This is a genomic window from Stenotrophomonas sp. YJH_SMC_119 (genome assembly GCF_059368315.1).
Genome location: NZ_JCAFRP010000001.1, coordinates 417,493 through 436,756, shown reverse-complemented (window position 1 = coordinate 436,756; position 19,264 = coordinate 417,493). Strand labels below are relative to the sequence as shown.

The following is a 19,264-nucleotide window of genomic DNA, read 5'->3' as shown; positions in this document are numbered from 1 at the left end:
GGGCAGGAGCGCCCGGCGGCGAAGCCTATCAACGCTCCGTGACCGCTGCCTGAATCGCGGCCAACCTGATAACCCCCGGTATGGACGTCATCGCCAGCAGCTTTCAGCGGCGGGCGACGGCTGGCCTATGGTGGCGGTTTCCCCGGATGGAGCCTGGCGCAATGAGCGACCCGCAGTGGCAACTGGAAACCCTGGCCGTGCACGGCGGCTACCGTCCCGACCCGACCACCCGCGCGGTGGCGGTGCCGATCTACCAGACGGTGGCGTATGCCTTCGATGACACCCAGCATGGCGCCGACCTGTTCGACCTGAAGGTGCCGGGCAACATCTACACACGCATCATGAATCCCACCACCGACGTGCTGGAGCAGCGCCTGGCCGCGCTGGAAGGTGGCATCGGCGCGCTGGCGCTGGCCTCGGGGCAGGCGGCGATCACCTATGCCATCCAGACCATTGCAGAGGCCGGCGACAACATCGTCGCCTCCAGCGCGTTGTATGGCGGCAGCTTCAACCTGCTGGCGCACACCCTGCCGCAGTACGGCATCCAGGCGCGCTTTGCTGATCCGGCTGATCCTTCTGCGTTCGCCGCGCTGATCGACGAGCGCACCAAGGCGGTGTTCGTCGAATCGATCGGCAACCCGCGCGGCAACGTCACCGACATCGCTGCGATTGCGGAGGTCGCGCACGCCGCTGGCGTGCCCCTGATCGTCGACAACACCGTGGCCACGCCGTTCCTGCTGCGCCCATTCGAGCACGGCGCCGACATCGTGGTGCATTCGCTGACCAAGTACCTGGGCGGCCACGGCACCAGCCTCGGCGGCGCGATCATCGATTCCGGCCGCTTCGACTGGACCGCACAGCCCCAACGCTTCGCGCGGCTCAACCAGCCCGACCCCAGCTACCACGGCGTGGTCTATACCGAAGCCCTGGGGCCAGCGGCCTACATCGGCCGGGCGCGGGTGGTGCCGCTGCGCAATACCGGCGCTGCGTTGTCGCCGTTCAATGCGTTCCTGATCCTGCAGGGCATCGAGACCCTGGCCCTGCGCATGGAACGCATCAACGCCAACGCACTGGCCGTCGCGCAGTTCCTGAAGTCACACGCAAAGGTGGCGTGGGTGCGCTATGCCGGGCTGGCCGACGATCCCGAGCACGCCGCCGCGCAGCGCTATCTGGGTGGGCACGGCTCGGGCGTGCTGACCTTCGGCCTGCCGGGCGGGCGCGAGGCAGGCGCACGTTTCCTTGACGCGCTGAAATTGTTCACCCGCCTGGTCAACCTGGGCGATGCGAAGTCACTGGCCACCCATCCCGCCTCGACCACCCACCGCCAGTTGGATGCGGCGGAGCTGGCCAAGGCCGGCGTCAGTGAAGACACCGTGCGGCTGTCGATCGGCATCGAACATATCGGCGACCTGCGTGCCGACCTGGAGCAGGCCCTGGCCGGCGCCTGATAGCCACACGCTTGGTCGTCATCGCTACAGGCGATCACCACCGGTGCCGCGATGCGCTACGGTGGAACTGCCTCTCCAAGGCGTGGCAACGTGGCGATCCAGATCCCCGGTCGATGCGGGTCGACCGGGGATTTTTTTGTTTCCGGGGTCAGATCCGTTTTCCTGTGGAAAATGGATCTGACCCCATGCACCGCCGTGTCGACCAAGGTCGACACCTACCAGAGCAGGACGCCGTTCCGGCAGATCGCAGGAATCTGTCGAAGGCGGGGTGGGTCCGGTGGCGGGAGTGTCCGCGGCATGGATGCCGCGGCCAAGCCCCCATGGAAGGGTTTACGGCGTCTCCCGCCACCGGACCCACCCCGCCATCCCACGGAAGGCCTGCTTTTGCCGTTGCAGTTGAAGTTGCTTCAGCAGGTGCAGGGCTGCGAGCCCTGCCGCACGCACACCCCTCACACCACCGGAATACTGTGCTGGCCCAACCCGCGATACGGCGGCGTGGCCATCACCATCTCCGCCAGCGAATACGCCAGCTCACGTTCGGCCATTACCGTGCCATCCGCACCGTGTTCCAGCAGGTGCTTCACTTCCGCGTCGCTGTGCGCACGCGCCAGCAGGGTCAGATCCGGGTTGATCGCCCGCAGCTTGGCCAGTGCCTCACCGGCTTCCAGCGGCTGCGGAATCGCCAGCACCGCGATCTTCGCGCGTTCCGGATGGGCCTCGGCCAGCACCCGGTCGGCAGCGGCACTGCCGCGGATCGCCGCCAGGCCCTTGGCGTGCGCCTGCTCGACGTGTTCCTTGTTGTCATCGATCACCAGCACCGGCACGCCACGGTCGCGCAGCACCTGTGCCAGTTCGCTGCCGACCCGGCCATAGCCGATCACGATGGCGTGGTCATGCAGGTCGCGCGACGGGCCGATCGCTTCGGGCGGCTCGGGTACCTGCGGAGACTGCTCCTGCTTGGCCTGCCAACGGTCGAGCAGGCCGAACACCAGCGGGTTGAGCATGATCGACACCAGCGCACCGGCCAGCACCAGCGACTGGCCCTCCTTCGGCAGGATCTGCAGCGCCACGCCGAGGCCGGCGATGATGAAGGCGAACTCGCCGATCTGCGCCAGGCTGGCCGAGATGGTCAGCGCGGTGCTGGTCGGGTGGCCGAACGCACGCACGATGAAGAACGCGGCGGCCGACTTGCCGAACATGATGATCAGCACCGTGGCCAGCACCTGCCACGGGTGCTGCACGATGATGTTGGGGTCGAACAGCATGCCGACCGACACAAAGAACAACACCGCGAACGCATCGCGCAGCGGCAGCGAATCATGCGCGGCCTTGTGGCTCAGCTCCGATTCGTTGAGCAGCATGCCGGCAAAGAACGCGCCCAGCGCGAACGAGACGCCGAACAGCATCGCCGAGCCGAACGCCACGCCCAGCGCGATCGCCAGCACGGACAGGGTGAACAGCTCACGCGAACCGGTACCGGCGATGCGTTCCAGGATCCACGGGATGACCCGGCGCCCGACCACCAGCATCACCGCCACGAACAGGCCCAGCTGCACGAAGGTCCAGCCGATGTCGGCCAGCACGCTGCCCAGCGAGTGCGATTCCTTGGCCGCGTCGGGGCCGAACACGCCGGCCATCACCGGCATCATCACCAGTGCCAGCACGCAGGCCAGGTCTTCGACGATCAGCCAGCCGACCGCGATCTTGCCGCGCATCGTCTCCAGCAGGCGGCGTTCTTCCATCGCCCGTAGCAGCACCACGGTGCTGGCGGTGGCCAGCGAGAAACCGAAGATGACGCCATGGATGGCCGGCCAGCCCATCAGCGAGGCCACGCCCCAGCCGAGCAGGGTGGCCACTGCGATCTGCCCAATGGCACCGGGAATGGCGATGGCCTTGACCGCCATCAGGTCCTTCAGCGAGAAGTGCAGGCCGACACCGAACATCAGCAGCATCACGCCCAGTTCGGCCAGCTGGTTGGCCAGCGCCTGGTCGGCGACGAAGCCGGGGGTGAACGGACCTACGCAGATGCCAGCAACCAGGTAACCGACCAGGGGAGACAAGCGGAGCTTGTTGGCCAGCGCGCCGAAGATGAAGGCGAGCCCCAGGCCAACGGCCACGATGTTGATCAGGTCGGTGTCATGGTGCATCGGCACTCGCAGGAAATCGGGGGGATGCCCGATTTTCACCGATGCGGCCACATACGGCAAACCCGGCCAGCGTATCGGATCGTTGCGTGGGCGGAGCCATCAGTGGTCGGCGTCCGACCTGGCGTGTGCAGGGCGATCGAGGGTGGCGCTGTCGGGATCGGACCTAATTGGGGTGACCCGTTCCTCTGGACCGTGAACCGGAGCCAGGCCGACGCCACCCGAGAAAGGCACGGGAAGGGGGATGGGTTCGATACGCGGCGGTGCCATCGCAGGACTCTTTGCCCCTGTGCGCCAAGGTTTTCAGTCGATCCAACGACATACGAGGGTGGGAAGTCATTCTGGTGGCGCGCGTTCTGGGCAGGACGCCTGAGGTCTGGCCGAAGTTTTCCCGAGCCCCGCACGCGTCACCATGTGCTCATTGCCCCTTCTGCTTGCCAACCAGGCGGGGCCTGCTCTCTTCAGACTGCACGGGTGGATGACCGCATGAAGCTTCCCGACATTGACGTAGTGATTCAGGCGGTAGGCCAGGACACGAGTTCTGCTTCCATTTCCCGGTTGCTCCTTGAACTGGAAATCGGCGAGGTCGACTTCCGTCGCTATCCGTTCAACTTGGCCGGAAGGCGAATATGGACCGACAGCGAGGGTTCGCTGCAGTTGGAATTCAAGGACATCGGCCTGCTGAAGGACATTCCATATCACGATTTGGACGATGGCCCATGGGTGCTGACCGACGCGATCTTCTGGGGAGTCAGGAAAAACAAGCGGGCCTACGCTGGATCTCTACCCCACGGACTGAGCTTTTCCATGCCGCGTCCACATATCAGGGACCGACTTGGCGCTTTGGGTGCAGGGAACGCTGTCGAGATGGGCTTTTCTGGAGAAGTGGATATCTGGTGGGTCAGCGGTCTGGAGCTTGCGGTGGATTTTTCTGGTCCCGGAGATTCGATTCGCTGCGCCTCCGTTGGCATTCCGGTGGACCGTCCTGATCGCCGGGCGTAAGCGCGGCGTGTGTGCTTCTCGCCCGTATGGACAAGGGACCTTGATGAATCATCCAGCCATTGAAGAGTTCATCGCTGCGATCGGCAGCGATTCAGAATCGCAGGAGCTCGAAACCATATTTTCGAGGATCGGAATCCAGCTTAAGAATCTGGATGATTACCGCATGGGTGTCAGTGGTCACCGGATCTGGGCAGATGACGCTGCTGGACTGCAGCTTGAATTCAAGGATGCCGGTCTGGTCTCAGAGACCGCCTATCACGACATCGATGATGGCCCCTGGATGCTCACCGACGTGATCTTCTGGGGCTGGCGAAATGACACCGGCACCCAGTATGAAGGGCCGATGCCTTTCGGCCTGAACTTCCTGATGTCCAGGGACCAGATCAGGTCGGACGTATCTGCCGATCTGGGGGCGCCAATGGTGTTTGGTCTGTCTGGTAATGTCGACGCATGGATGCTCGGAAAGCTGGAGCTGGCTGTCGACTACGACGGTGAAAGGGCAATCCGTTGCGTCAGCCTGGGGCTTCCACCAGAGGAATGAATGGACCTACAGGTGATAACGGCGCTGTTTGGCAGAAGCGCCACTGACCCAGCCGTCTCAACGATGCTGCAATCGCTTGGCGTCAGGCGAAGGCCAGAGCTGGCCCGTCCTGCAAAATGCCCGTACGAGGCGATTCTGCGTGTGAGCGCGCGGGGCATGCTGTTCTCTTTCAGCGAGCGCAACTACTGGAACGGGCGATCCGTTGCTTCGCACGGCAAGAGCGGTGAGCTGATCTTCACCAACGTTGCGGTGACAGCCGGCATTCCGGATGTCATGCGCAGGTACGAAGGCGATCTGCCGTTTGGCCTGCAATGGGAGGACGACAGGACGACCGCTCGCGAAAGGCTCGCCACGGCGGGCTTTGGGGATAGCTTGCACGCCGGCAGGCGTGACGCGTGGTGGTTGCCTGACTACCGCATTCGTCTGACGTATCAGGCTGGATGCATCAAGCAGGCAGGAGCGTGTGGGATCTTTGATATCAGCTTGGGAATTCCCATGCGTCCGTTGGCTTGCGCACCGGCAACGTGCGAGTACCCTTCAGCGGAGCAGGTGCTCGCTGTCCTCGGCAGATCGACCGAGGATGCTGATTTCCGGGCAGTGTTCCGGGAGTTTGGTCTTGCGAGTCTGATGGCGGAGTCGAGCAGGGAGGTCGTCGATAGAGCCGACGAGCATGGCTTCATCCTTTACTTCGACAGCAAGCGGGGCACGCCCGGTGGCCATCCGGTATGCACGGGTATCAGTTTCATCCGCGATCGATTGGGAAACTCAAGAGCCTGGGCTGGGTCGCTGCCATTCGGTCTTCAGTTCGATGATCCGCCGTCCATTCTCGAAGAGCGCATTGGCCAAAGGGCCAGTCGTTGGCACGATGAACAGACATTTGGCAGCGCGAGCTGGATGCTCCCTGGTCTTCAAGTGAACGTGAATTTTGACAGTCTGGATAACTGTCTTGAGTCTGTCCGTGTGATTGCAGAAGGTCATCGCACGTCCAATTGCCAGCCGCGCGGCTGATCTTGCTCGCAGCACATAACAAAACACCCGCCGGATCATTCCGGCGGGTGTGAGAGATGTGGCGAGGGTACGCCGGCCAGCAGCCGGCTCTACCCCTTACCAGGTGTACTTGATCCGCCCGTACACATACGCGCCGTTGAAGCCGAACGGCGAGTAGTTGCTGTAGGGCAGCATGCCGAAGGTCGAGTTCTGCAGGTCTTCGGTGCGGTCCGGGTACTTGTCCAGCAGGTTGTCGGCGCCCACGGTCAGGGTCCAGTTGCTGCTCGGCTTGTAGCTGGCCGAGGCATCCACCACCCATGCATCGCCGTAGGTCTGGTCACGCAGCGCGGTGGCCGAGTTGCGCACGGTGAATTTGCCGTAGCGGGTGGCGGCCAGGCCCAGTTCCCAGTGGTCCGAACGCCAGGTGCCGCTCAGGATCGCCTTGTCGCGCGGGTAGCTGTCCTCGATGCGGCCAATTTCGTCGCGACCGATCAGCGACTGGGTCAGGCCCAGCGTTCCGAACACCGCCGGGGTGCCGCCAACGCGGCGCACTTCGGTGTCGTTGTAGCTGTACGCAGCGGTCAGCTCCAGGCTGCTGGCGTTGAACGGCACCGTATAGCTGGACACGAAGTCGACGCCACGGGTGCGCGTATCCAGGCCGTTGGTGAAGTAGGAGAACGCGGTCACCTGCGGCAGGCCCAGGGTGCCCAGCAGCGCGCTGGTGGCCGCGTTGGTGGTGATGCTGGACGACAATGCGATGCGGTCATCGATGTCGATCTGGTAGGCGTCGACGGTGATATACAGGCGGTCGACCGGCTGCAGCACCAGGCCCAGGCTGTAGGAGGTGGAGGTCTCGGCCTTCAGCGGCGAGGCGCCCAGCGCCTGCGCGGCCGGGCTGGTGGTCGGGAAGGTGCCACGCTCGACGAATACGCCATTGAGGAACTGGCTGGTGACCGCCTGGTAGCCCTGCTGCGCCAGCGACGGTGCACGGAAGCCACTGGAGGCGGTGGCCCGCAGCGCGACCTTGTCGGTGAATGCATAGCGCGCCGACAGCTTGCCGGAGAAGCGGTCGCCGAAGTCCGAGTAGTCCTCGTAGCGGCCGGTGATGCCGGCCGAGAACTTCTCGGTCAGGTCCGCTTCCAGGCCAGCATAGACCGCGTAGTTGTGGCGGTCCGCATGCACTTCATTGGTCGGGGTGAAGCCCGCGAAGCCCTGCGCGCCACTGCCGGTGTACGAGTTCAGTTCGCCCGGGTTCTGGTCCCACTTTTCCTTGCGGTACTCACCACCGAAGGACAGCGTGACCGGGTAGGCCAGGCCCCAGTCCAGCGACTTGGTCAGGTCGGCATTGAAGATGTCCTGCTGGTATTTCAGCGTGCCGTCGTAGAACGAGCGCGGGCTGGTTGCGCCGAGGCTGTAGTTGATGCTGTTGCGGGTGTGGAAGTCGAGGGTGTTCTCACCGTGGTTCAGGCTCAGGTCCCAGGTCCAGCCGTTGTCGGTGTTGCCCTTGACCCCGGCCACCAGCGAGCGGTCCTTCGAATACTGGTTGATCTCCGGCACGAAGCCGTCGGGGTAGGTCTGCGCCAGCAGCGCGCTCTGCCCGCTGTGGTTGCGCGAACGGTAGAACGCGAACGAGGTGATGTCGCGGTTGCTGAGCAGCGCGCTGGCGTAGCCGGTCACGTGGTCGCTGAAGTCGAAGCTGGCGTTGGCCGACGCGGCGGTGGCATCCACGCGCGGGTCGCCGACGATGAAGGTCTTCTGGCCGATGCTGGGGAAGTTGCCGGTGTTCGGGGCGGCGCCGCGGTACGGGCTGGCGCGGTTGCTCTCGTCCTGCTGGCTGATCTGGCCAGCCACGTGCACGCGACCACGGCCGTTGCCGAACTCGACGCCGGTATCGCCGGAGAGCTGGTACTTGTTGCCGTCACCGGCCGAGTACTGGCCGTAGTCCACGGCCAGGCTGCCGCCACGGCCGCTGCCCTTGAGCACGATGTTGATGACGCCTGCAATGGCGTCCGAGCCGTACTGTGCCGACGCACCGTCGCGCAGCACTTCCACACGCTCGATGGCGGCGATCGGAATCGCATTGATGTCCACCGCCGACGAGCCACGGCCGATGCTGCCGTTGACGTTGATCATCGCCGAGGTGTGGCGGCGCTTGCCGTTGACCAGCACCAGCACCTGGTCCGGCGACAGGCCGCGCAGCTGCGCCGGGCGCACGCCACTGGTGCCGTCGGTCAAGGCCGGGCGCGGGAAGTTCAGCGAGGGCAGGGCGCGCGACAGTGCGGTGGCCAGTTCACTGGTGCCGGTGGACTGCAGCACTTCAGGGGTGATGATGTCGATCGGCGACTGCGATTCGGCGACGGTGCGGTCGGCCACGCGGGTGCCGGTGACGATCACCGTGTCCAGGGTGTTGGCGGCGGTGCCGGCCTGCTGGGCAGCGGCAACGAACGGAGAGCCACCGAGTGCGACAGCGACGGCGGCGGCGATCAGGCTGGTCTTGCGGGTCATCGGGATGGGGCTCCGGTTGGCGGGGGTGGCACCGGAATCGACATCACGGGGGTGAGGCGGACGGCGGTTGTTGCGGTGCGCAAGGCAGGAATTAACGGGATATTCAGTGCCTGTCAAATGGTTGCAACAGGAAAAAACGTTGCAGCAGCAACCATTTAGCGGCAGAGGGCAGCGGCGGGAGGTGGGGCCCGGGGGCTGCGCGGGGCCGACGAGGGAGAGAGTTGGCCTGCCGCCGCGCATCCCGGGGCGCGTCAAGTATTCGTTAACGCTAGAATTACGTCGCAGGAACAGTGCTCACCAGCACATTCCATCCGGTTATATGGACCCCTCCCCCGATGATCTCCCTTCGTAATTTCGCCTTGCGCCGCGGCGAGCGGCTGCTGTTGTCCAATGTCGACCTGACCCTGCACGCCGGTTACCGGGTGGGCGTGGTCGGCCGCAACGGTGCTGGCAAGTCCAGCCTGTTCGCGGCGGTGAAGGGCGAGCTGGAGGCCGACAAGGGTGACGTCGACCTGCCCGGCAAGGTCCGTATCGCCAGCGTGGCCCAGGAAACCCCGTCGCTGCCGGACCCGGCGCTGAGCTTTGTGCTGGGCGGGGATACCGATGTGGCTGCGGTGCTGGCTGAAGAGGCTGAAGCAACCGCGCGCGAAGACTGGGAGGCGGTGGCCAACGCGCACACGAAGATGGCCGAGATGGGGGCCTACGACGCCGAAGCGCGCGCCGGCAAGCTGCTGCACGGCCTCGGTTTCCCGGCCGAGACCCACCACCGCGCGGTGTCCTCGTTCTCCGGCGGCTGGCGCGTACGCCTGAACCTGGCCCGCGCGCTGATGATGCCCAGTGACCTGCTGCTGCTGGACGAACCGACCAACCACCTGGACCTGGACGCGGTGTACTGGCTGGAGCAGTGGCTGCTGAAGTACCCCGGCACCCTGCTGTTGATCTCGCATGACCGTGAGTTCCTCGACAACGTGGCCACCCACACCCTGCACCTGCACGGCGGCGGCGCCAAGCTCTACCCGGGCGGTTATACCGATTTCGAGCGCCAGCGCGCCGAACAGCTGCGCCAGCAGCAGATCGCGCACGAGAAGGAACAGGCCGAGCGCGCCCACCTGCAGAGCTTCATCGACCGCTTCAAGGCACAGGCCAGCAAGGCCGCGCAGGCGCAAAGCCGCATGAAGCGCCTGGCCAAGCTGGCCGGTACCGAAGCAGTGCGCGCCGAGCGCGAGTTCCGTATCGAGTTCGCGCCGCCGGCCAAGCTGCCGTTCTCGCTGATCCGCCTGAACCATGTCGAGGCCGGCTACGGCAAGGACGCAGTGATCCTGCACAACGTCGGCTTCGGTCTGGAAGCGGGCCAGCGCATTGGCCTGCTCGGCCCGAACGGTGCCGGCAAGACCACCCTGGTGAAGACCCTGGTGGGCGAGCTGGCGCCGATCGTCGGCGAGCGCATGGCGCACCCGGACCTGAAGATCGGCTACTTTGCCCAGCACACGGTGGAGTCGCTGCACGAAGGCCAGTCGCCGATGGAGCACTTCCGCGAGATCGCCCCGGACGCACCGAACCAGTCGTTCCGCGACTTCCTCGGCAAGTGGAACTTCCCGGGTGACCGCGCGTTCGAGCCGGTCGATGGCTTCTCCGGTGGCGAGCGCGCACGCCTGGCGCTGGCGCTGATCGCCTGGCAGCAGCCAAACGTGCTGCTGCTGGACGAACCGACCAACCACCTTGACCTGGAAATGCGCGAAGCGCTGGCCGAAGCATTGGCCACCTTCGAAGGCGCGATCGTGATGGTCTCGCACGACCGCCATCTGATCGGCCTGGTCTGCGATACCTACTGGCGCGTGGCCGATGGCGTGGTCGAGCCGTTCGATGGCGACCTGGATGCCTACGCCGCGTGGCTGCGTACCCGCCCGCAGGCGCAGGGCACCAAGGCGCGCATGGAACAGGTGGAAGAGCCGGTGGTGGTCAAGACCACCCCGGTGGCGCAGGTGGTGCAGAAGAAGCCGGTGAACCCGCACAAGCTGGCCGCCGCTGAAGCCAAGGTGGCCGAGCTGGAAGGTGCCCTGGCCGAGCTGGACCGCCAGCTGGCCGACCCGGCCAACTACGCCGATGCCACGCGCATGGCCGTGCTTGGCCGCGATCGCGAAACCGCCGCCGCGCAGCTGGAAAAGGCCGAAGCCGCCTGGATGGAACTGCTCGAGTCCTGACCGGTAGTGCCGGCCGCTGGCCGGCAGCGCGATGCGCCCACAACGATCAAGGGATTGCCGGCCAGCGGCCGGCACTGCCTACCCGCCCTGTGCCTGCAGCCATTCGCGGAAGCGCCTGGCCGGCTCACGTTCGGCACGCGATCGCAGCCGCGTCAGCCAGTAGCGCCCCAGCTCCAGCGTGGTGCTGAACGGCTGCAGCAGGCGACCCTCGGCCAGTTCCTGCTCGAACATGCGCAGCGGCAGCAAGGCCACACCGGCGCCACCGGCGGCCGCCATCGCGACCGTCAACGAGGAATCGAATACCGGCCCGCGCGCTTCCACGCCGCTGACCCCGGCCGCCTGCAGCCAGCGCGGCCATTCGTCGCTGCGGTAGGAACGAAGCAGCGGCAGCGTGCCCAGGTCGCGTGGCTGTTTCAGGCGCCGCGCCAGCGCCGGTGCGCACAGCGGTGCAAACGGCGCGTCGAGGATCGCCGTGCACGCCTGGCCCTGCCAGTCGCCATCACCAAAGCGGATCGCCAGGTCCAGCCCTTCTCCGGCCAGGTCGATGCGGTTGTTGTGGGTCTGCAGGCGCAGCTCGATGTCCGGGTGCGCTGCCTCGAACGCGGCCAGCCGTGGAAGCAGCCAGCCGGTGGCGAAGGTGCCGACCACGCCCAGGGTCAGCACTTCACGCGCAGGTCCGCCGGTGTAACGCGCGATGCTGGCGGAGATGCGCTCGAACGATTCGTTGAGCACCGGATACAGGGCCGCGCCTTCATCGGTGAGCGCCACGCCGCGCGGGAGGCGATGGAACAGGCGGATGCCGAGCCGGTCCTCCAGTCCACGGATCTGGTGGCTCAGTGCGGCCTGGCTGACACACAGCTCCAGCGCGGCACGGGTGAAGTTCTGGTGGCGGGCGGCGGCCTCGAAGGCGCGCAGCGCGTTCAGTGGCAGGGTAGGGTGCAGCATCGTCGAGTCGTGAGCTGGAGTGATGGATGATCCTAACGCTTCAACGAAACATTTCGGAAAATTAAGGGGTTGAATGCGTCAGACATTAATTGAACTAATGTCTCTCGCAGATTTTTTGCGCTGGTCGCCCCCGATCAAGGCTTCAATAATCGAGCGGTCCCCCAGGAGAACCCGCATGCTCGCCCGTCGCCGATTCCTGCAGTTCAGTGGTGCCGCCGTGGCTTCCTCGCTTGCCTTGCCGCTGCTGGCACGTGCAGCGGGCAAGGCCACCGCCAACGCACCCACCGATGCCGCCATCACCGCCGCCAGTGATTTCGCCGCGCTGGAAAAGGCCTGCGCCGGACGCCTCGGCGTGACCCTGCTGGACACTGCCAGCGGTCGCCGCATCAGTCATCGCCAGGACGAGCGCTTCCCGATGTGCAGCACCTTCAAGAGCATGCTGGCGGCCACCGTGCTCAGCCAGGCCGAACGCATGCCGGCATTGCTGGACAGGCGCGTGCCGGTGGGCGAGGCCGATCTGCTCTCGCATGCACCGGTCACCCGCCGCCACGCCGGCAAGGACATGACCGTGCGCGACCTGTGCCGTGCCACGATCATCACCAGCGACAACACCGCCGCCAACCTGCTGTTCGGCGTGGTCGGTGGCCCGCCCGCAGTGACCGCGTTCCTGCGCGCCAGCGGCGACACGGTGAGCCGCAGTGACCGCCTGGAGCCGGAGCTGAACAGCTTTGCCAAGGGCGACCCGCGCGACACCACCACGCCGGCGGCGATGGCCGCGACCCTGCAGCGCGTGGTGTTGGGCGAGGTACTGCAACCGGCTTCGCGGCAGCAGCTGGCCGACTGGCTGATCGACAACGAAACCGGCGACGCCTGCCTGCGCGCGGGCCTGGGCAAGCGCTGGCGCGTGGGTGACAAGACCGGCAGCAATGGTGAAGACGCGCGCAACGACATCGCCGTGCTGTGGCCCGTAGCCGGGGGCGCCCCGTGGGTGCTGACGGCTTATCTGCAGGCAGGTGCGATCAGCTACGAGCAACGCGCTAGCGTGCTGGCACAGGTGGGGCGGATTGCCGACCGGTTGATCGGATGAGGTAACCGGGGTCATTCAAACGTGGCTTGCCGGATCGGTTCGGCGCGCGCATCCTGCGCGCGTTCGAACCACACGGAAGTCCCCATGAGCCATGAACTGATCTACCTGCTGCTGATCTTCGCGCTGCTGGTGATCCCGCGCGCGCTGCAGCGTTTCAGCCTGCCCGCGCCGCTGACCTGCCTGCTGTTCGGCATCATCGGCATGCTCTGGCTGGGCGACCAGGCCCATGATGCGGTGATCGGCCTGCTGGCCACGCTGGGCATTTCCTCGCTGTTCCTGTTCGCCGGCCTGGAAGTGGACCTGCAGGCGCTGCGCCGTGGCATGTGGCCGCTGCTGGCGCACCTGGTGATCCGTACCGGCACGCTGTTCGGCGTGGGCTGGCTGGCCTGGCGTTATGCGGGGCTGCCGTGGCAGGCCGCCGGCCTGCTGGCGCTGGCGCTGCTGACGCCGTCCACGGGCTTCATCATGGACTCGCTGTCGCGGCTTGGCCTCAGCGAAGACGAGCGGTTCTGGGTGACCAGCAAGGCCATCGCCGGCGAACTGCTGGCGCTGGCGGCGTTGTTCATCGTGCTGCAGGCCGGTGACCCAGGGCACATGGCGTTGTCCAGCCTGGCACTGCTGGCGATGATGATCGGCCTGCCGCTGCTGTTCATCGCGCTGGGCCGCTGGGTGGCACCGCACGCGCCGGGCTCGGAATTCTCGCTGCTGGTGATGGTCGGCATGGTGGCGGCCTACATCACCTACCTGCTGGGCGTGTACTACCTGGTTGGCGCGTTCATCGCCGGCCTGGTCGCGCGCCTGCTGCACCAGCGCATGCCGCTGCTGGCCTCGCACGAGAACCTGCACGCGCTGCGCCTGTTCGCCTCGTTCTTCGTGCCGTTCTACTTCTTCAACGCCGGCACCAAGGTGCCCGCCGAAGCGCTGAGCTTCGAGGCGCTGGGGCTGGGCATCGTGATCACCCTGGTGGTGCTGCCGCTGCGCATCGGCGTGGTCTGGCTGCAGCGCCGGGTGATGTTCGGCGAGAGCTTCCGCAGCAGCCTGCGGGTTTCGCTGGCGCTGGCACCGACGCTGATCTTCACCCTGGTGCTGGCGGCGATCATGCGTGAGCGCTTCCAGATTCCGGCGGTGCTGTTCGGTGCGCTGCTGCTGTACGCGGCGCTGACCACGCTGTTGCCGTCGCTGGTGTTCCGTACACCGTTTGACGTTGATCCGGTGGAGCAGGAGCCGGCCGGCGAGGGCGAGGCCGCACCGGTGGCGGCGACCGAAGCACTGCCGGCAGCACCGTCTGCCGAGCGCTGAGCGGGACTGGCGCGCGGTTTGCGCCCATCGTCCATGGCCGTTAGGGTTGGGGCATGAGACCGATTGCCGTTGCCACTACCGCCGCCCTCCTGCTCAGCCTCGCTGCGTGCACGCAGCGCTCCGATACGGTCGCCCACGATCTGGCGACCGCACCGGCCGATGCGTTCATGGCCGCCATCGCCGCACATTGCGGCCAGGCCTACGTCGGCAAGGTGGTGGAGGACACGCCTGCACCGACCGCCAAGGATCCGTTCGCCGGGCAGCGCCTGGTCATGCATGTGCGCGGCTGCGCCGACCCGGCGCACGAGCTGCGCATCCCGTTCCATGTCGGTGATGACCACTCGCGGACCTGGGTGCTGACCCGCACGCCGAACGGGCTGCGGCTGAAGCACGACCATCGCCACGAAGACGGCAGCCCCGACGCGATCACCCTGTACGGTGGCGACAGCACGCCGCCGGGCACCGCCGAGCGCCAGCAGTTCCCTGCCGATGCCGATTCGGTGGCGATGTTCCGCCGTGCCGACATGCTGGCTTCCACGCACAACACCTGGGCGATGGAGATCGATCCGGACCAGACGTTCGTCTACGAACTGACGCGCCCGGACGGCCGCCGCTTCCGCGTGCAGTTCGACCTGAGCAAGCCGGTCGACCTGCCACCGCCACCGTGGGGCGACGACACAGCACCCGCACCGTGATCCCGGGGTCGGATCCCTCCTGCGGAGGGCTCTGACCCCGACCCTGCACTCACCGCGTGCCGAAGCGCGCCCGGCAGCCGTTGCTCACCCACACCTGGCCACGCGAATAACCCCAGCTGCGGCCTTCCTGGCAGGCGCTGCCCGACAGCTGCTGCTGCAGCACCGGCCGGCCCTGGCGCTCATCCCAGTCGCAGGTCTGCGAGCGGTTGTTGTTGCTGCTGCAGGTGACGGAATAGTTGCTGTTGCCACCGCCCCAGCCGCCACCGCCACCGCCCCAGCCGCGGGCCTCGGCGAATTCGGCGCGGCAGCCATTGCTGACCCATACCGCGCCGTTGCGCACACCCCAGGTACGGCCCTCGTCGCAAGGGCTGCCGGACAACTGGCGGACCAGGCGGGCATTGCGCCAGCCGACCGGGCAGCTGCGCTCGCGGTTGTTCTGGCTTTCGCAGCGGATGGTCTCGCCTGGGCGACCGTTGTTGCCTCCCCAGCCACCGCCATTGCCGCCGCCCCAGCCACCACGGGCCTCGACGAACTCGGCGCGGCAACCATTGGTGACCCAGATGCTGCCATTGCGGCTGCCCCAGGAGCGCCCTTCCTCGCAGGGGCTGCCAGACAACTGACGGACCAGCTGCGCGCCGCGCCAGCCGGTGTTGCAGACCCGTTCGCGGTTGCTCTGGCTTTCGCAGCGGATCACCCCGTTCTGCGCAGAGGCGGACGGAGCGGGCAGGGCAAGGGTGCCCAGCGCACCCAGGCTGAGGGTCACGGCCAGGCTGGCCAGGGACAGCGGTTTCATGGCGGCATCCCATACGGTGGCAGGTGCCCGACTATAGGGAGGGGGACGATCAAGCCGGTGTGACTGGCCGGATTTGCCCCAGCCGGGGCCTCGGCCGCAGAATACGAGGCTTTCCGGCCCCCATCCGGTGCCGGCGTTCTCCAGCGGAGCTTCCCCCCATGCGTACCCACTTCTGCGGCCTGGTCGACGAGACCCTGATTGGCCAGACTGTCACCCTCGCCGGCTGGACCGACGTGGCCCGTAACCAGGGCGGCGTCTGCTTCATCGATCTCCGCGATCATGAAGGCATCGTGCAGGTGACGGTGGAGGTCGACAATGCCGAAGTGTTCGCGGTGGCCGCGTCGCTGGGCTACGAGGATGTGCTGCAGGTGGAAGGCGTCGTGCGTGCCCGCCACGCGGTGAACGACAAGATGCGCACCGGCAAGGTGGAAGTGATCGCCACCGCCATCACCGTGCTGAACAAGGCTGCGCCGCTGCCGTTCCACGCCCATGAGAACCCGGGCGAGGAAACCCGCCTGAAGTACCGCTACCTGGACCTGCGCCGCCCGGAAATGCAGCGCATGCAGCGCACCCGCATCAAGCTGGTGCAGGCGCTGCGCCGCCACCTGGACGAAAAGGGCTTCCAGGACATCGAAACCCCGATCCTGACCAAGGCCACCCCGGAAGGCGCACGCGACTTCCTGGTGCCGGCGCGCATGCACCCCGGCGAGTTCTACGCCCTGCCGCAGAGCCCGCAGCTGTTCAAGCAGATCCTGATGGTGGCCGGCTTTGACCGCTACTACCAGATCGCGCGCTGCTTCCGCGACGAGGCCCTGCGTGCCGATCGCCAGCTGGAGTTCACCCAGCTGGACATGGAATTCGCCTTCGTCCGCGAGCGCGACGTGCAGGATTTCGTCGAGGACATGATCCGCGCCATCTTCAAGGAAGTGGTGGACGTGCAGCTGGATGCCAGCTTCCCGCGCATGACCTGGGCCGAGGCCATGCGCCGCTACGGCTCGGACAAGCCGGACCTGCGCATCGCGCTGGAGCTGGTGGACGTGGCCGAACTGGTCAAGGACAGCGAGTTCCCGGTGTTCACCGGCCCGGCCAATGATGCCGAGGGCCGCGTCGCTGCGCTGCGCATCCCGGGCGGTGCGTCGCTGTCGCGCAAGCAGATCGACGAATACGCCGCGCATGCCGCCAAGTACGGCGCCAAGGGCCTGGCCTACATCAAGATCGCCGACAACGGCGAAATCAGCTCGCCGATCCAGAAGTTCTTCAGCGAGGAATCCTTCGCCGCGCTGGTGGCCCACGTCGGCGCCGGCAACGGCGACATCGTATTCTTCGGTGCCGGCGGCTACAACAAGGTCTCCGACTTCATGGGCGCGCTGCGCCTGAAGGCCGGCAAGGACTTCGGCCTGGTCGCCGACGGCTGGGCGCCGCTGTGGGTCACCGACTTCCCGATGTTCGAGTGGGACGAGGAAGAACAGCGCTACGTCGCCCTGCATCACCCCTTCACCGCACCGGCCGTGGACGACATCGCCGACCTGCGCGCCAATGCCCGCACCGCCGTTTCGCGCGGCTACGACATGGTGCTCAACGGCAATGAGATCGGCGGCGGTTCGATCCGTATCCACCGTCCGGACATGCAGAGCGCGGTGTTCGAGCTGCTGGGCATCGGTGCCGAAGAAGCCCGTGCCAAGTTCGGCTTCCTGCTCGACGCGCTGAACTACGGCGCGCCGCCGCACGGTGGCATCGCCTTCGGCATCGACCGCATCGCCGCGCTGATGGCCGGCACCGAGTCGATCCGCGACGTCATCCCGTTCCCGAAGACCACTGGTGCACAGGATCTGATGACCGACGCGCCGTCGCCGATCGTCGACGCGCAGCTGGCCGAAGTGCACATCCAGGTTCGCCCCAAGACCAACTGATCAGGAGATCCAGGCAATGACCGAGTTTGCGTTTTCGCTGGAGTGGGAAAAGCTGGGCAATGAAGGCTCCGAGGCCAACCTGGTCACCGAGCGTGCACGCGTGTTCGGCGGTTGGCTGGTCCGCGTCGGTACCAACCCGGCCGCGATGGCCCTGACCTTCGTCGCCGACGGCGAAGGCCGTTGGGATGGAGAAGACTTCGGCGTCGAGGATTACGAGGACGACGAAGAGGAAGAGTACGACGAGGACGAGGAAGGCGAAGAAGACGAGGACGAAGAGGAATACGAGGAAGAGGACGAGGAAGACGAAGAAGCGGAATCGTCGGAAAAGGCTTGACCGTCCCTTCGCGCTGACGTCAACTTGCTGCATGTATTCCATCCGCCGCGCCACCGTGGACGACGCGCCGACCCTGTCGGCGCTGGCTGCCCGCACGTTCACCGAAACCTTCGGCCATCTGTATCCGCCGCAGGACCTGCAGGCCTTCCTTGAGGAGGCCTACACGGTCGAGCGCCAGCGCGTGATCCTGGCCCACCCGGATTACGCGGTGTGGCTACTGGAGCTGGACGGGGAGGCGGTCGGCCATGCCGCCGCCGGTCCCTGTGGCCTGCCGCACCCGGACGTGAAGCCCGGTGACGGCGAACTCAAGCGCCTGTACCTGATCAAGACGCAGCAAAGCTGCGGCTGGGGCAGCCGCCTGCTGGAAACCGCGCTGGCCTGGCTGGAACACGAGGGCCCGCGCACCCTGTGGTTGGGCGTGTGGTCGGAGAACTTCGGCGCACAGCGCTTCTACGCCCGCTACGGTTTCGAGAAGGCCGGCGAATACCTGTTCCCGGTGGGCGACACGAACGATCTCGAATTCATCCTGCGCCGCGCACCGCGCGCGGCCTGATGTTCACTGCCGCTTGCTGCGCGCGCGTGTTCAATCACCGTACGTTCCTGCCCCGCTGACCGCCAGGCTGTTTGCATGACTCCCCCCGTATTGCTGCTGCATGGCATCTGGAATGCCCGCGCCTGGGTCGGACCGCTGGCCTGGCGCCTGCGCGCGCGCGGCTTCCAGGTGCACGCGTTTGGTTATTCCTCGGTGTTCGGTGGCCCGGACGTGGCCGTACCGCAGCTGCTGGAGCGGCTGGCCGACGCCGGCCCGCTGAGTTTGGTCGGCCACAGCCTGGGCGGGCTGCTGGCGCTGGAAGCGCTGCGGCGCAATCCGCAGCTGCCGGTGCAGCGCGTGGTCTGCCTGGGCTCGCCGCTGCGCGGCAGTGGCACCGCGCGCTCGTTGTCCGATCATGGCTGGGGCCTGGCGCTGGGGCGCAGCAGCGAGCTGCTGCTGGACGGCCTGCCGGACTGGCAGGGCAAGGCCGAGGTCGGGCTGATCGCCGGTTCGGTGCCGCATGGGCTGGGCAGCCTGCTGGGCGCCATCGACGATGCCTCCGACGGCACCGTGGCATTGGCCGAGACCCGCCTGCCGGGCCTGGCCGACCATTGCGTGGTGCGCACCAGCCACAGCGGCCTGGTCGTGTCGCCCGATGCCGCGCGGCAGACCGCGCATTTCCTGCGCCACGGCCAGTTCGACCACAGCCGCGACGCCGCCGCCGCGTAATCTGGTAGGGGCGACCGCCCTGGCTCGGTGGGTGCGAACCGTCCTGCCCTGGTGGGTGCGACCGGACTACCTCGGTGGGTGCGAACCGTTGGTTCGCACGCGCTTCGCCGGG

Annotated in this window: 16 protein-coding genes; 12 read left to right on the top strand and 4 right to left on the bottom strand. The window is 66.5% G+C overall.

Annotation, left to right across the window (positions count from 1 at the left end; all coding sequences use genetic code 11):
• Positions 1-161: 161 nt before the first annotated feature.
• Positions 162-1,448 carry an O-acetylhomoserine aminocarboxypropyltransferase/cysteine synthase family protein gene (locus AC5P6S_RS01970; RefSeq protein ID WP_049395423.1) on the top strand — a complete coding sequence of 429 codons (1,287 nt, stop codon included), beginning with the start codon at positions 162-164 and terminating at the stop codon, positions 1,446-1,448.
• A 449-nt stretch (positions 1,449-1,897) separates the two neighbouring features.
• Here AC5P6S_RS01970 and ybaL read toward each other — a convergent pair whose 3' ends face one another.
• Positions 1,898-3,595, bottom strand: a complete 1,698-nt coding sequence (ybaL, locus tag AC5P6S_RS01965; RefSeq protein WP_005414286.1) for a YbaL family putative K(+) efflux transporter — start codon at positions 3,593-3,595, stop codon at positions 1,898-1,900.
• Positions 3,596-4,078: 483 nt separating this feature from the next.
• Between ybaL and AC5P6S_RS01960 the strand changes: the two genes are divergently transcribed.
• From AC5P6S_RS01960 to AC5P6S_RS01950, 3 genes are all read left to right on the top strand, one after another.
• Complete coding sequence (locus tag AC5P6S_RS01960; RefSeq protein WP_049396243.1) at positions 4,079-4,594, top strand: hypothetical protein; 516 nt, start codon at positions 4,079-4,081, stop codon at positions 4,592-4,594.
• A gap of 43 nt (positions 4,595-4,637) precedes the next feature.
• A complete protein-coding gene (locus tag AC5P6S_RS01955) occupies positions 4,638-5,135 on the top strand; it encodes a hypothetical protein (RefSeq protein ID WP_049396244.1) in 498 nt (165 codons plus the stop codon).
• A 156-nt stretch (positions 5,136-5,291) separates the two neighbouring features.
• Positions 5,292-6,143 (top strand): hypothetical protein, encoded by an 852-nt coding sequence (locus AC5P6S_RS01950; RefSeq protein ID WP_239669127.1) that lies wholly within the window; start codon positions 5,292-5,294, stop codon positions 6,141-6,143.
• Positions 6,144-6,239: 96 nt separating this feature from the next.
• Here AC5P6S_RS01950 and AC5P6S_RS01945 read toward each other — a convergent pair whose 3' ends face one another.
• Positions 6,240-8,627 (bottom strand): TonB-dependent receptor plug domain-containing protein, encoded by a 2,388-nt coding sequence (locus tag AC5P6S_RS01945; RefSeq protein WP_099561917.1) that lies wholly within the window; start codon positions 8,625-8,627, stop codon positions 6,240-6,242.
• 335 nt (positions 8,628-8,962) lie between these two features.
• Between AC5P6S_RS01945 and AC5P6S_RS01940 the strand changes: the two genes are divergently transcribed.
• Entirely contained in the window at positions 8,963-10,828 is a 1,866-nt protein-coding gene (locus tag AC5P6S_RS01940; protein WP_005410768.1) for an ABC-F family ATP-binding cassette domain-containing protein, read from the top strand.
• Positions 10,829-10,906: 78 nt separating this feature from the next.
• Here AC5P6S_RS01940 and ampR read toward each other — a convergent pair whose 3' ends face one another.
• Positions 10,907-11,773, bottom strand: coding sequence for a LysR family transcriptional regulator AmpR (gene ampR, locus AC5P6S_RS01935; protein WP_005410767.1), 867 nt, complete (start codon positions 11,771-11,773; stop codon positions 10,907-10,909).
• A gap of 175 nt (positions 11,774-11,948) precedes the next feature.
• Here ampR and blaL2 point away from each other — a divergent pair, with 175 nt between their 5' ends.
• The 3 genes from blaL2 (at position 11,949) to AC5P6S_RS01920 (ending at position 14,854) form a co-directional block, all read left to right on the top strand.
• Positions 11,949-12,860: a L2 family extended-spectrum class A beta-lactamase gene (blaL2, locus tag AC5P6S_RS01930; protein ID WP_005414283.1), complete on the top strand. Its 912-nt coding sequence runs from the start codon at positions 11,949-11,951 to the stop codon at positions 12,858-12,860.
• 84 nt (positions 12,861-12,944) lie between these two features.
• Positions 12,945-14,159 carry a cation:proton antiporter gene (locus tag AC5P6S_RS01925; protein ID WP_005410765.1) on the top strand — a complete coding sequence of 405 codons (1,215 nt, stop codon included), beginning with the start codon at positions 12,945-12,947 and terminating at the stop codon, positions 14,157-14,159.
• A gap of 53 nt (positions 14,160-14,212) precedes the next feature.
• Positions 14,213-14,854: a hypothetical protein gene (locus AC5P6S_RS01920; RefSeq protein ID WP_005410764.1), complete on the top strand. Its 642-nt coding sequence runs from the start codon at positions 14,213-14,215 to the stop codon at positions 14,852-14,854.
• A gap of 49 nt (positions 14,855-14,903) precedes the next feature.
• Here AC5P6S_RS01920 and AC5P6S_RS01915 read toward each other — a convergent pair whose 3' ends face one another.
• Positions 14,904-15,647 (bottom strand): DUF3011 domain-containing protein, encoded by a 744-nt coding sequence (locus AC5P6S_RS01915; RefSeq protein WP_049403871.1) that lies wholly within the window; start codon positions 15,645-15,647, stop codon positions 14,904-14,906.
• A gap of 158 nt (positions 15,648-15,805) precedes the next feature.
• Here AC5P6S_RS01915 and aspS point away from each other — a divergent pair, with 158 nt between their 5' ends.
• From aspS to AC5P6S_RS01895, 4 genes are all read left to right on the top strand, one after another.
• Positions 15,806-17,557, top strand: coding sequence for an aspartate--tRNA ligase (aspS, locus tag AC5P6S_RS01910; RefSeq protein ID WP_005410762.1), 1,752 nt, complete (start codon positions 15,806-15,808; stop codon positions 17,555-17,557).
• Between the two features lie 16 nt (positions 17,558-17,573).
• Positions 17,574-17,891: a hypothetical protein gene (locus AC5P6S_RS01905; protein ID WP_005410761.1), complete on the top strand. Its 318-nt coding sequence runs from the start codon at positions 17,574-17,576 to the stop codon at positions 17,889-17,891.
• A 31-nt stretch (positions 17,892-17,922) separates the two neighbouring features.
• Positions 17,923-18,444 carry a GNAT family N-acetyltransferase gene (locus tag AC5P6S_RS01900; protein ID WP_005410760.1) on the top strand — a complete coding sequence of 174 codons (522 nt, stop codon included), beginning with the start codon at positions 17,923-17,925 and terminating at the stop codon, positions 18,442-18,444.
• Positions 18,445-18,519: 75 nt separating this feature from the next.
• Entirely contained in the window at positions 18,520-19,152 is a 633-nt protein-coding gene (locus tag AC5P6S_RS01895; RefSeq protein ID WP_049396250.1) for an esterase/lipase family protein, read from the top strand.
• The last annotated feature ends 112 nt before the right edge of the window (positions 19,153-19,264 follow it).